This is a genomic window from Paracoccus spongiarum (assembly GCF_030732095.1).
Classification (GTDB): Bacteria; Pseudomonadota; Alphaproteobacteria; order Rhodobacterales; family Rhodobacteraceae; genus Paracoccus; species Paracoccus spongiarum.
Genome location: NZ_JAVAMQ010000019.1, coordinates 14,739 through 27,980, shown reverse-complemented (window position 1 = coordinate 27,980; position 13,242 = coordinate 14,739). Strand labels below are relative to the sequence as shown.

Sequence of the window (13,242 nt, the reverse complement as noted above, 5' to 3'; positions counted from 1 at the left end):
TCTAGCGCAGGGCTTCCTGCAGGAAGTGGGCGTCAAGTCCGTGGAGGCGGCGCCAAGCGGCGCGAACCTGCATGCTGATGTTGATGCTGGCGGTGCTCAGCGCGTTGGCGCGGGTCGCGATGGCCAGCTTGTAGATGCGTTCGGCGGCGGTGGCCTGCGCCGGGGAAGTGGCTTTCGAGAGCTTGGCGAGGCCCTGCGGACTTCCGGCCAGCCACGGCAGCATCTGGAAGGTGTCCTTCGATGTCGCGCAGCCGATGATGAGGTCTGCCTTTCCCGACGGAGCGTCGTGGAAGATGGTGGCGAAAAGGGGCGGCAGTCGCAGGAACAGGAACTTCCGGTCGACCAGGTCGAGATACCAGTCGTCCGGGGTTGATCGCACCAGCGGTCCGTCTTCGGTTGAGATGGTCTCCGCAATCGAGGAAGTCAGCGCGGACCACGTGCCGGGTCGTGTCTTGGCCATGGCCTCGGCCACGATGCGGATGTTCCAGGCGAAGTGTTCGCTGATCGCGGCGCCGATGGAGGCGATCAGCACATCCTCCTCGCGCCACATCCGCTTGAAGCCGCCATGCTCCTTGGGGGTTTTCTGCGCCTGAATGGCACCGGCAGCTTGCAGGACACGCAGGCTGGGCAAGGGCATCCCCGATGCCGCCACCGCTTCCGCGTCGCCATGGAAGAGCGGTTCGGGCGCTTCCGCACCGTTCCGTTCGCTGGCTGTCATTGTCATGGGCTCCGATCATGAACTAGGGCTTTACACACGCAACAATCCGTTGCAAGTGCATCTGAGACGGTTCATATCACCATTTAACGGGCTTTGACAACTGGTCCCGTTTCTTACGCTCACGGAGGGAAATGATGGCCACGATCCGCAAACGCACGCTGCCCTCGGGCCTGGTCCGGTGGCAGGTGGATTTCACCGACCAGGCTGGCAAGCGGCGGTCCAAGCTCTTCCCGCGCCGCAAGGATGCCGATGTCTATCTGGTGAAGGTCCGCTCGCTGGTTGCCAACCACACCTATCTGGCCGACAGCGACAGCACGACGGTGGCCGATGCCGCAAAGGTGTGGCTCGACCATTGCGAGGTGCGCTGCAAGACCGGGCGGCGGATGGAGAAGTCCACCCTGCGGGGTTACAGCGACTATGTGCGCCTGCACATCACCGCGCCCGAGATCGGCATCGGGGACAAGCTGATCGCGCAACTCACCCGCCGCCATGTCAACGAGTTCCGCGACCGGATGCTGCTGAATGGCCGCTCCGAGCACCTGACCCGCCGCGCGCTGTCGGTGCTGAAGCTGGCGCTGGACCACGCCATCGACAACGGCCAGCTGTTCACCAATGCCGCCCAAGGCGTGCGGGTGATCAAGTCCAGCCGGATCGAGCACAAGGCCCCGGTGCCGACCAAGGAAGCGATCCGCGCCCTGATCGAGGCGGCCGACGAGGATTTCAAACCGCACCTGATCGTCTCGGCCTTGGGCGGTCTGCGTGCCTCCGAACTGCGGGGCCTGCGCTGGCAGGACGTGGATTTCGACAAGGGCTTCATTCGCATCCGCCAGCGCGCCGACGCTTACAACCAGATGGGCGAGCCGAAATCGCGGGCCGGGTTCCGCGACATCCCGGCCGGGCCCATGGTGCTGAACGCCCTGCGCCGCTGGAAACTGCGCTGCCCGAAAAGCGAGTTGGGGCTGGTGTTCCCCGCGCCGCAGGGCGGGATCCTGCAGCATACCCGCACACAGGACCGCTTCCGCAAGCTGCTGGAAAAGGTTGAAGTGACGATGCGCTGGCACGATCTGCGCCATTTCGCGGTCTCGCTGTGGATCGAGCAGGGGTTCTCGATCAAGGAGATCATGACCTTCGCGGGCCACTCCTCCATCCAGATGACCATGGAACGGTATGGGCACCTGTTCCCTTCGCCAGATCACCAGAAGGCCATGGCCATGGTCGAGGCGAAGCTGCTGGGGTAGCTATTGTTCTCAACCCGATACACCATCCAAATGGTGAACAAGTGCGTCCTGCTGATGGCATATCGGGCGAAGCCACGTACTCGCACCTCTACAAAACGGGTGTCCGGACCAGACGTACATATCCTGCGCGCTAGATAAAAAAGCTTGATCTGCTGGCATCGTCAGATGAAGAAGGCAGGGAGTGCTTGTTTAGCGGGGCTCTGCCAGTGATCAAAACCATGAGTCTCAGTGCGGTCCTCTCGCTTGTCTGGGCCACAAGCTCATTTTCTGGGGTTTGTGACTATCGCCTTAGCCAGTTGGCCAGTCCTACGGCTGCGACCGCTGTGGTCACAGGCGGTGGCGCAACGGCGACCGTTGGCCCCACTGCCATGGCTTTGGGCGGACTTTACTTCTTCCCACACGCGACCAGTGGAACTTTGATGTTGGGGTCGACGCTTGCTGGGGCTTCGGGCGCCGGGACCGTAGGTATCATCGGAGGCAGTGGATTCGCGGCGAGTGTGCTTGCCTTCCTTACCGCGCCAATCACTTTGGTCGTTGCTGGTGGCACGGCGGTAACGGTTGGCGGGCTGGAAGTCGGCTGCTATTTTGTCGACGAGCGGATCACCGACGAAGAAGATGTCCTTGCAATCTTGAGGCAAGTTTCGCTGACTGCCAATGAGGATTACTTCAAGCTGTTTGACGTCAGCGCCCAAGAGGCCGCCGAAACGGGGGCAATCAGCCGTGTTCGCGTCCCTGATGAGGATGGAGATTATCAGTTCTACGAGGTGGAGAATCTCTACATCGTAAATGGAGAATTGCTGAATCGCGATTGGTTCTTCAACACTTCGCTTGGTAACATCGGCGCCGCGCTGGTTTCAGAGCCGTAGCCATCCTTCTGGTTTTCTGGAAGAAGTACCGTTCCTTTCCAACTGTTTGCGGCTGTTCCGTGCGACACGACGCCGACGTTGCGACTTCAAAAATCAGACAACAATTTGAAACTACAGGATTATTCCGGATGCAGGAGTAGCCCTCATAACCTGAAGGCCGCAGGTTCAAATCCTGCCCCCGCAACCAAAAAATCACGTAAGATCAAATACTTCAAAGCCGAGCATAACGCTCGGCTTTCGTCATTCCAAATTCTTGTCAACACCTGGTCAACGTTTTGCGAGGCCCCCATCGACGGGCGACATGATCGTCGCCATGACCTTCACACCTTCAACAGATCAAGCAGCCGATCAAAGGCGTACATCGCCGCGCGTCGCCCCGAAGCCGGTTCAATGGTGCGCAGCATGCCAGCCTCGACCAACCGCCGGGACAGCGCGCGCGCGGAGGACGGTGGGATCCCCGAGCGTTCCACGAAGCGGTCGTTGCGGAAGATCGGGCTCGCGAAGACGAAGTCCAGCGCCTGATCGTGGAACTGTGAGTTCAGCACTTCGCGGAACCGTTCCCGCATCTCGCCGTGAAGGCGGAAGATGGCGTCCGCCGTCTGGATGTTGACCGTCGCCTGGGCGTGCATCGCCTTGAGGAAGAATACGACCCAGCCGGTCCAATCGCCGATGGCCGAGACCGCGCGCATTCGTTCGATGTATTCGTCCTTGTTGGCTTCGAAGTAGCCCGAGACGAAGAAGTTCGGCTGATGCAGGACACCGAGTTTCCACAGCATCAGCGTGATCAGCATGCGGCCGATCCGGCCGTTGCCGTCCTCGAACGGATGCAGAGCCTCGAATTCGACATGCGCGATGGCGGTGCGGATCAATGGCCGCATCGTGCTCTCGTTGATGTAGCGGACCAGTTCGCCCATCGCCGGGCCCAGCTGCTCCGGGGCGATCGGAACGTAGTAGATCCTTCCTCGCCGTTCATCCCCGATGTAGTTCTGCTCAACCTTGTAGCTGCCGGGGCGCTTGCGGGCACCCCGTCCAAAGGACAGCAGCTGTTGGTGGGCCGTCCGGATCAGGTGTTCGCCCAGCGGCGCGCCGTCGGCAAGCGCCTGTTGAGCATTCCGTAGCGCGCGGGAGTAGAGGTAGGTCTCGACGTCGTCATTGCGCGCTTCCCGATAAGGGTCGGCGCTGCCCGCGTCTTCTTCGGCTTCAAGGCGGTACAGCTCTTCGATGGTCGAGATCGTCCCCTCCATCCGGGACGAGGTGACCGCATCCTGGCGACGCAGGGGGGCAAGGAACAGCTCACTGTTCACCATGCCCGACATCTTGGCATCGTACCGCGCGAGGGAGGCCGCAGCCTCTTCGAGCGGTCCGAGAAGCACCTCGTAGTCGAGTGAGCCAGGGGGAAAGCCGCCGGTGTGATAGGTAACGGCATCCGCAAGATCGTAAGGCTTGGTGATCATCGTTGTGCCGATTCTGTCATCAACGAGGTTTGACGCCAACCTAGTCACGACAAGTGCGCTTGGCAACAGAATATGGCTCTATTCTGACACCAAGGGTTGTTGTCGCCAGCAGTCTGCCGTCAATCCGGTTTGGTGGCAGAGACAGGCGGGAAAATGGTATCAAAGCAGGATCCCCTGTCATTCGCCGCAACTCATGCGGGGAATAGAGGGTCCAATCTCCGCATGAACGTTATGGTGACCTGTTTCTTGAACGACTGGGTCGGGCTGAGTCCGGCCGCTCCTTTGCATGTCAGAAACCCTCGGACAATTTCCATTCCTGTCCGAGGTTCTGCAACACCAGGTCGCGCGCGGGGCAACCGGCACATCTGTGCCGCGGTTTCTCCGATAGTCGCTCGGCCATGGTCAGGATGGTGATCAACACCGCATCGGAATGCTGCGCGAGCCGGATCAGATGCTCCCCGCTCGGCCCGCGTTCGCCAGACAGCCAGTACTTGGCCGTCCGCTCACTCGCTCCGGTCCAGCGCATCACTGTCTTGATGGCCTGATGTGTGGGCCCCAGTTCGCGCCGCAGGGTGTCGGCAATGGCCTTGCGATAGGCGGCCTGATCCGCGTCTAGGTGCACAGTTGTGCCCATTTTCGGCACAGATGTGCCCATCTTGATCCGCATCGCGGCGTCCTCCTCCGGTAAACCTTTGGGGAAGACAACACAGCGGCAGATTCCATTTTGCGCCCCAGCCAATACCCTGGGTCCGACCAGACGGAGACGCCTGCATGAACTGATCTGGAGACGGGAATGGCAGGCAGAGAGCCGCCCTCAACAAAAGAACCAGCGAACTCCCCGCCAAAGCGCCGTGCGGTCGAATATGTCCGCATGTCCACGGACCATCAGAAATACTCGACCGAGAACCAGTCGGATGCGATCCGCAGATATGCGGAGGAACGCGGCTTTGAATTGGTCCGCTCCTATGCCGATGCCGGAAAGAGCGGGCTGAGGATCGAGGGCCGCGAGGCGCTGCAGCAGCTGATCCAGGATGTACAAGACGGCACCGCGGATTTCGAGGTGATCCTTGTCTATGACGTCAGCCGATGGGGCCGTTTTCAGGATGCCGATGAATCCGCCTATTACGAATATGTCTGCCGTCGCGCCAACAAGCAGGTCGAATACTGCGCCGAGCAATTCGAAAATGACGGCGGCCCGGTTGCCACGATCGTCAAGAGCGTCAAGCGCGCGATGGCCGGGGAATACAGCCGGGAACTTTCCAACAAGGTATTCATCGGACAGTGCCGCCTGATCGAACGCGGCTTCCGTCAGGGCGGTGCGGCGGGCTTTGGCCTTCGCCGGGTTCTGCTTGACGAACGCGGCGAGGTAAAGGCCGAGCTGAAGCGCGGTGAGCACAAGAGCTTGCAGACAGACCGGGTGATTCTGGTGCCCGGGCCTGAGACCGAGGTAAGAACCGTTCGCTGGATATACAGCCGGTTCCTCAAGCACGGCCGTTCGGAAAGCGAAATCGCTGCAGAACTGAATGAGCGCGGGATACTGACCGATCTCGACCGGGCCTGGACCCGCGCCACCGTCCATCAGATCCTGACCAACGAGAAATACATCGGCAATAACGTCTACAACCGGCGCTCCTTCAAATTGAAGCAGAAGCGGGTCGCGAATGGCCCTGAGATGTGGATCCGGTCGGAAGGGGCGTTCGATGCCATCGTTGAGCCGAAACAGTTTCAAAAGGTGCAGGCGATCATAGCCGCCCGCAACCGCCGGTTCTCGGACGACGAGATGTTGGAACGGTTGACGCGGCTGTTCCAGCGCCATGGCTACATATCCGGTCTGGTGATCGACGAGGCCGACGGCATGCCGTCCAGCGGCGCCTATGCCCACCGGTTCGGCAGCCTGATCCGGGCCTATTCCCTCGTCGGCTTCACACCGGACCGGGACTACCACTACATCGAAGTGAACCGCTTGCTGCGGCTGTTCCACGGCGACGAGGTGGAGCGTGTGATCCGCGAGATCACCCGACTCGGCGGCACCGTGACGCGCAATCCGGCGACTGACCTGCTGACGATCAATGGCGAATTCACCGCCTCCGTCGCTGTCGCCCGCTGCCGCGCAACCCCCACCGGCGGCCTGCGCTGGAAAATCCGTTTCGACACCGGCCTCGTGCCCGACATCACCATCGCCATCCGGATGGACCGAACGAACACCGCCGCGCTCGACTATTACCTGCTGCCCCAATTCGAGATGCGAACAAAACCCTTGGGGCTTGCCGAGGAGAATGGCCTGATGCTGGACGCTTTCCAATTTGAAACGCTGGATTTCTTCTTCGACATGGCCCGCCGGGTTCCGGTTGCCGAGGTGACACCATGGTGAGCGAAGTCGAGATGCGGGACGAAGTGCAGATGATCCCGATTTCCGCCATCACCGTGGAAAATCCGCGCGAACGCTCGGAAAAGACCTTTCGCGCGCTCGTGGACAGTATCGGCAAGGTCGGGCTGAAAAAGCCGATCACCGTCGCCCGGGTCGATGAAGGGGCGGGAGTGTCCTATCGTCTGGTCTGCGGTCAGGGTCGGATGGAGGCTTATGTCGCCCTTGGGGAAACCCACATCCCGGCCATCGTCGTGGATGCGAGCGAGGCCGAGCGCCTTCTGCGCAGCGTGATCGAGAATATCGCCCGCCGCCAGCAGCGGCCGCTCGAACTGTTGCAGGACATCGCCATCCTGCGCGACCGGGGATATTCAGACCATCAGATCGCCGACAAGACGGGGCTTTCCCTCGCCTATGTTCATGAAATCGGCGAGTTGATCGCCAACGGTGAGGAACGCCTGCTGATCGCGGTCGAGACCGGACAGATGCCGCTCAGCGTCGCGCTCTACATCACGCGGGCCGAGGAGAAGGACGTGCAGAAGGCGCTGGAGGCTGCTTACGCCTCCGGTGAACTGCGCGGAAAGAAATTGCTGGAGGCGCGGCGGCTGGTCGAGTTGCGCCACCGTCACGGCAAGCAGCGAGGTGGCGCGCGTAACAAACAGCCACGCGCGCGAATGACATCTGCCGCGCTGGTCAAAGCCTATCGCGCCGAGGCCGAGCGTCAGCAGGACATGGTCCGCAGGGCGCAGTCGACGCGCAGCAGCCTGCTGTTTCTCGATGCAGCATTTCAGTCGCTCTTGAAGGATGAGAACTTCTTGACGCTGCTTCGTGCCGAGGGGCTCGATTCCGTGCCGCGCATGATCGTCGATGGCCTTCAGGAGCCAAAATCATGACAAACATGGAGAAAATGCCTCCACCGAAGAGCCCGGGATTCGAGGCGAACCTACGCACGATCCAGATCGACACGATCCTGCCGGTCAAGCAACTGCCGGCCACAGTCCCCAAGAGCCAGAAGTATGGACAGATCGCCGCGTCGATCCGCGAGGTCGGGCTGATCGAACCGCCGGTGGTCGCCCGTGCGGCAGGAAAGGAAGGGTCCTTCATCCTTCTCGATGGCCATGTTCGGCTGCATGTTCTGAAGGAAATGGGCGAGACGACCGTCACCTGCCTCGTGGCGACAGACGACGAATCCTTCACCTACAACAAGCGCATCAGCCGCCTCGCCACGATCCAGGAGCACAAGATGATCCTGCGCGCGGTCGAGCGCGGCGTATCGGAGGCCCGCATCGCGGCAGCCTTGAATGTGAACATCGCGGTGATCCGGCAGAAGCGGACCTTGCTGAACGGCATCTGCCCCGAGGCGGCCGAACTGCTGAAGGCCCGGCACTGCCCGATCAACAGCTTCCGGTCCCTGCGGAAGATGAAGCCCCTGCGGCAGATTCAGGCGGCGGAACTGATGGTTGCGGCTAACAACTACACGGTGCCCTATGTCGATGCGATCCTCGCAGCATCTGACGCCGGTGACCTGGTAGACCCGGCTGCAAGGAAGACACCTGCAGGTGTGACACCCGAACAGGCCGAGCGGATGAAGGCCGAGATGGCCAACCTGCAAAAGAACATAAAGCTGATCGAAGGCACCCTTGGGCCCGACCACCTCCGGCTGGTGGTGGCCGGTCGCTATGTCGAGCGGCTCCTGCAGAATGACCGTCTTGCCCGCTACCTCGACAAGAACCATGGCGAGATCCTTGGCGAGTTTCGCAAGATCGTGGCGGGCCTCGCGCAGCCAGTTTCCTCGACGGAGGCGGGAAGCAACAAAGACGCGTAGCTCTTCGGTCAGCTTGTTGTCGACGATGGGGACCCGGACCCGAAAGCGCGGGGACCGCGGGAGACGCCGGACAGAGGGCCGGATCAAGCGCGGCGGCGGGGATGGCGGCGAACCCGCTCGGAGCCCGCCAGGCTGGTTTGAGTTTTCACCGGCCCAATGGTCGGTGTCCGACCATTGAAACAAGCGGGCGCATTCGCCTTCAATGGCGAATGTGCCCGCTTGTCACCGGTAGGCCCTGAAGTTCCTCACTGCACAGGACCCGCCTCTTCGGAGGCAGCCGGATTTGCAGTTGCGTGGCCGCCCGCCATGGCCTTCATTCGCACGTCCGCACTTGGTCCCGCAGCGCGGCGCAGATCAGCGACCGGCTCCGGTCGCGGCTGGATGAAAGTTCAGTGGCCGGTCATCTGAGGGCGCATTCTGAAGCCCAACGTAGTGCCTGTTGTCTGTTTCCAACCCAGAGTCCGTCGCAACGAACGCCATCACCAGCTGTCGCAGCGTATTTCGATTCTCCCGCAGTGTACCCCCAAGATCCTGAGTTGCCACAATGAGCGTCTCAACCGCCCCCTTGACAGCTATCGAATACTTCTGACGGACAGGGTCAGGAGGCAAATCGCCGTGATGCGGGTAGAGCAGCATGACCGTCGGGCAGTCATAGAGTTGGCCGTAGGCCATCAGCTGGTAGACGTCCGCCTGGCTGACCCCTTGCTTTGGATCGTCGATGCGCGGCGTCATGCGCTTCCACTTGGTGTCGATGATCAGCACTATCTTCTCGCCCTGCCGGACGATGAGGTCCGGCCTTGTGCGGAAGCGGCCGGTCTCGCCCTCGTAGAGACAATCCCGATGGCCGCCTTGCGACGACACACGGAAGCCCGTGCCGGCCAGAGCACGCGACAGGGTCCGTGCGATGTATGCTTCGAACAAGACGTTCATCTCGAAGAGTAGCGCGTGACCGTCGATGGTCCCCGCGCTCGTCTGCTGGTGCCGGTCCGATAGAAAGAGGCGCGCGAGAGACAGGAGATCCCGCCAACGACGATTGGTGCGGTCGAGGACGATGCGGTCCCAGCGGAGGGCGTTTGGGGGAACTTCGGCTATGTCGGCGTACACGAAGCTCAGTTCGCGCAGCGAGCGCTGATTGTCCGGTGCGCCAGATAGGCGCGATAGCTTGCTGACCGTCGCACGCATCACCTGGTTCAGCGCTATGTTCGGCGACAGTGCATCGAAACGACAAGCGAGCTTCTGTGGCGAGACCGCGAGCTTCGAGAACTGCCGTGTCACATCCAGGCGTCCCCGAAGCGCTGGCAAGTCATCTTCGTGTTCGAGGTAGTGACGCGGCATCCCCTGCCGGACCGCGTCGGTCAGCTTCGCACAGAACAGACGGATCAGGAGTTCGAGCACGGTCTCGCGCTGCCAGCCGAGCTGCGTCATTCCGCCGGCTTCGATTGGCAGATCGTATGTCACCGCAAGCATGTGGATGAGGCGCTGCCTGAGCACAGCATCCGACACCCCGCTCTCGCCGCCCCCCTCGATCTTTGGGAGAATCTCCAGTTGGCAGCCGGGGATAGCAATGACGCCGACGACGCCGCGTGCGCGGAGCCCCTTCCGCCCGTGCTCCAGCACACCTTCACCCCCGCGTCCGGAGAAGGTCGAGGCCCGCGCAACCGCGGCAATCCGGTCTGCTTGCGTCTCCGCGATCTCGGTGTCGCCGGATCCGTAGGCGATGCGCTCCCACTCGCGGATAGTGCGGCGGATCATGTCCCGACCAACTTGCTGTAGTCGAAGCCCTCATCGACGGAGCGGACCTGCCAGCGAAACCGGGCGACAGCATCGCCATCCTCGAGACCCGGAGGCGGGTTCAGGATCGCACGCTTGAGAAAGCCACCCGAGATCGAACCTTCGCCTGGTTCCAGGTCGCCGAGCACCGCCGCGATCTTGGCCCAGTCTTCGAAAAAGTATTCCGCGAGGAGCGGGATGACCTTGTGGCGCATGACCTCGTCGACATCGGCTTGCGAACGGCACGCGGTGAAGTAGGCGTGACCGATTTGATGCTCCCGGTCGTAAAGGTACTCGATCCGCTCGTTAATCTTGGTGAGCAGTTGCGGCAGGTCGATCCTGCATTTCTCGGCAGCGTCTTTGAGGATTGACGCGTCGGGCATCATCTCACGGAAGGTGAACCGGCGCCGGAGTGCAGTGTCGAGAAGCGCGATCGATCGGTCGGCGGTGTTCATCGTGCCGAGGATGTGCAGGTTGGACGGGACGCCGAATTCGTCCCCGGAATAGGGCAAGCGGACCCGCACCGCATTCGGCTGATTGAGCCGCTTGTCGGCCTCGAGAAGGGTGATCAGTTCGCCGAAGACCTTGGAGATGTTCGCACGGTTGATCTCGTCGATAATCAGGACGAACTGATCGGGCTCGCAATCCCCGTCGTTCCTCTGACTGTTCATGTAGCGCTCGAGCGCCGGAATATTGAGCTCGCTGTCGTAGAGCAGATAAATCGACTGCTGCATGAAGCCGCGGCTGTAGATCTCGCTGACCGGTACCCCGTCACGATCCGCCCAAAGCCATCGCACCGCGCGCCGGTGGGCATAGCCCCCTTCCGGCCGTGGCTTGAACTCGTAGTCGCCGACGAACTCCCCAATGGCACGGAACTGCTGGTTTCCCTTCGACACGATCACGATGTCGCCTTGCCGGACCCAGTTCCGGAATCGGAAGGGCATCTGGACCCATCCGGATCTTGGATCTAAGTCGCCGCCGTCTCGATGGTTCTTGCAGGCCTCAAAGATCGCCTCACGGCTGGCGTACTTCTCATCGCTCCAGTCGATGTCGTCGAAGCCGAGGAGTGTGTAGCCGCCCTCTATCGCTTCCTCGAACAAGTGCGCGTCCTCGGGGTTGTTCGCTTCGCCGATCGACATTTTGAAGACCTGGCGGCCCTCTAGCCTGATCATGTCATCGCCCGATGAGCGGCCACGGCTGGTCTCCGCGCGCTTCGCGATCCGCCTGAATACCCCGTGGACCGTTTCGAGCCGGAAGCCGGAAGACTCCGCCTCGCCGTCTCCATCCACCCCGGTCATGGGCTGCCGACCTTCGATGAAATCCTCGTAAGACATCGACTGGTGGAATGTGACGAACTCGATGCGCCCGGCCGCCACGAGCCTCTGGTAGACCGCCATGAGCTCGGCCCGATCCTGCGGAACCGGCTCGCCACACAGCCGCACTGCCTCGGTAGCGGTCGAAAAGGTCTTCCCCGTGCCTGGTGGGCCGTAAAGGATCAGGTTGACGGGTGAGATCGACATTGGCGTCTCCGCATTTTCATTACTTGCGGCGGCCTCGTTTGGCTTTGCCGGTACTTCGGTGGTCTTGTCGTTTGCAATCCAGAGAAAACCTTGGATGTCGAGCCAGTCCTGAGGTTCCCAGCGCCACTCGTCGCGCATGATTTCACAAATTTCGTCAAAGCCGTCGGCGAGCCGCCGATAGTCAGCTCCGATGTCCGCGCTTGCTTCAACGAACAGCTTTTCGCCGGTCAACGTTTCCCAGACTTCGTTGATGCGGGTGATCTTCAGTGGTGCCATCGCTTTCGGGTGAACCATGGCGAGAGCAGAAGACAGGATGTTGATCCGTTCGCCATAGGTCAGCGACGTTGCGCCCCGACTACGCAGTCCATCAAAGGCCGCATGTGCCGTAGAGAGCGCAACCTCCGGCGCTTCTTCGGATCTGACCAAGCGACCTATAGCCGTGTGAAATTCGGCGAGCAGGTCGGGTGTGTTCTTTGCGATGGCGTCCTCTGTTTGCCATCTGACCAAGGGGCCGTCCTTTGCAGCCGTCTTCAGTATCTCGAAGACGCTCCGTCCCAACAGTTCGTCCGTTGCATCACCAGACAGCGCTGACTGCACCCTGCCGATTGCGGCAACCTTGTATGCTTTCTCTCCGTGGGCCCAGCCGGTTCCGGGTTCGACAAAGCTCCTGAAATCGGGGCAGAGGGCAAGAAACCTGGTGCGCAGCTTCTCAAGCGCCGGTCGGCTGATGCGTCGCCCCCGCACATCGAAGCGGAAGACAGTAGCCGAGCTTTGATCGGCTCCGACCTGCTCAGGGGGTGGAACCTGAGCGAGGTCCTGGAAGATGCGCCCCTTGAGCGCCTGACAGATGTTCGGCCACGCCTGATTCAGGCCCAGCGCCGCATTCACCTCGCGGACAAGGACTTCCACCTGCCCACGCCCATCCTCCCGAGCGGGTTCGATGTAGTGCTCAAGAACATACTGCCGAATACGGTCGGCATCCTTGCTCGACCCGGGCAGCTCGCCAGCAAGGAACCGTCCGTACTGTCCGAGCCAGCTTCCCCAGTTCGCAAGCCGATTGTGGGGATTTTCCGAGTCTGGCATCAGGAGCCGATAGTCCTGACCACCGCTGCGCGCATCGTCGCGCATCTGCTTCAATCTTGCACGAAGCGCAACAAACCGGTCGCCCTCCCAAGCTTCGTCAAGATCCTTGAATGGCATGCCCAGTGCCGCAAGGTTCTTCTCTATTGTCCGGATGGCATAAGCACGCGAATTGCGTCCGGCCTCCGTCTGAGCACCGCCTTGCTCGAGCCAAGCCTTGTAGTCGACTTCCTTATTCATTGCCGCGTCACCGCTCCACAGAATGTCCCGATGCACATCGTGACGACCCGAGATAGGCGGACCGAGAAGGAATGTGGTAGCTGCCGGTCTGTATTGCTGTGCACGAGACTCCCCAATCAGAAAGGCACAGCAGGAACTGCCGGCCGTCGACTATTACTTTCAAACA

At 61.3% G+C, this 13,242-nt stretch carries 10 protein-coding genes; 5 read left to right on the top strand and 5 right to left on the bottom strand.

What is annotated here, in order from left to right:
* Position 1: 1 nt before the first annotated feature.
* Positions 2 to 724 carry a hypothetical protein gene (locus Q5Y72_RS16080; RefSeq protein WP_305964446.1) on the bottom strand — a complete coding sequence of 241 codons (723 nt, stop codon included), beginning with the start codon at positions 722 to 724 and terminating at the stop codon, positions 2 to 4.
* 128 nt (positions 725 to 852) lie between these two features.
* Here Q5Y72_RS16080 and Q5Y72_RS16075 point away from each other — a divergent pair, with 128 nt between their 5' ends.
* Positions 853 to 1,956, top strand: a complete 1,104-nt coding sequence (locus tag Q5Y72_RS16075) for a site-specific integrase (protein WP_305964445.1) — start codon at positions 853 to 855, stop codon at positions 1,954 to 1,956.
* Between the two features lie 419 nt (positions 1,957 to 2,375).
* Entirely contained in the window at positions 2,376 to 2,822 is a 447-nt protein-coding gene (locus tag Q5Y72_RS16070; protein ID WP_305964444.1) for a hypothetical protein, read from the top strand.
* A 320-nt stretch (positions 2,823 to 3,142) separates the two neighbouring features.
* On the opposite strand, the gene Q5Y72_RS16065 is transcribed toward Q5Y72_RS16070, so the two are convergent.
* Together Q5Y72_RS16065 and Q5Y72_RS16060 are read right to left on the bottom strand one after the other, a co-directional pair.
* Positions 3,143 to 4,276 carry a Fic family protein gene (locus tag Q5Y72_RS16065; protein ID WP_305964443.1) on the bottom strand — a complete coding sequence of 378 codons (1,134 nt, stop codon included), beginning with the start codon at positions 4,274 to 4,276 and terminating at the stop codon, positions 3,143 to 3,145.
* Between the two features lie 289 nt (positions 4,277 to 4,565).
* The gene (locus Q5Y72_RS16060) at positions 4,566 to 4,943 is read right to left on the bottom strand and encodes an XRE family transcriptional regulator (RefSeq protein WP_305964442.1); all 378 of its coding nucleotides are present in this window, start codon (positions 4,941 to 4,943) and stop codon (positions 4,566 to 4,568) included.
* A gap of 126 nt (positions 4,944 to 5,069) precedes the next feature.
* Between Q5Y72_RS16060 and Q5Y72_RS16055 the strand changes: the two genes are divergently transcribed.
* From Q5Y72_RS16055 to Q5Y72_RS16045, 3 genes are read left to right on the top strand one after another with little or no spacing between them, the layout of a single operon-like run.
* Positions 5,070 to 6,647, top strand: coding sequence for a recombinase family protein (locus tag Q5Y72_RS16055; RefSeq protein WP_305964441.1), 1,578 nt, complete (start codon positions 5,070 to 5,072; stop codon positions 6,645 to 6,647).
* On the top strand, positions 6,644 to 7,534 hold the full coding sequence (locus Q5Y72_RS16050; RefSeq protein WP_305964440.1) for a ParB/RepB/Spo0J family partition protein: 891 nt from the start codon (positions 6,644 to 6,646) through the stop codon (positions 7,532 to 7,534). The genes Q5Y72_RS16055 and Q5Y72_RS16050 overlap by 4 nt, the downstream gene beginning before the upstream one ends.
* Positions 7,531 to 8,466 (top strand): plasmid partitioning protein RepB C-terminal domain-containing protein, encoded by a 936-nt coding sequence (locus tag Q5Y72_RS16045; protein WP_305964439.1) that lies wholly within the window; start codon positions 7,531 to 7,533, stop codon positions 8,464 to 8,466. The genes Q5Y72_RS16050 and Q5Y72_RS16045 overlap by 4 nt, the downstream gene beginning before the upstream one ends.
* Positions 8,467 to 8,820: 354 nt before the next feature.
* Here the strand turns inward: Q5Y72_RS16045 and Q5Y72_RS16040 are convergent, their stop codons facing one another.
* A complete protein-coding gene (locus Q5Y72_RS16040; protein ID WP_305964438.1) occupies positions 8,821 to 10,218 on the bottom strand; it encodes an McrC family protein in 1,398 nt (465 codons plus the stop codon).
* On the bottom strand, positions 10,215 to 13,076 hold the full coding sequence (locus tag Q5Y72_RS16035; RefSeq protein WP_305964437.1) for a DUF8426 domain-containing protein: 2,862 nt from the start codon (positions 13,074 to 13,076) through the stop codon (positions 10,215 to 10,217). Before Q5Y72_RS16035 ends, Q5Y72_RS16040 begins: the two co-directional genes overlap by 4 nt.
* Positions 13,077 to 13,242 lie beyond the last annotated feature (166 nt).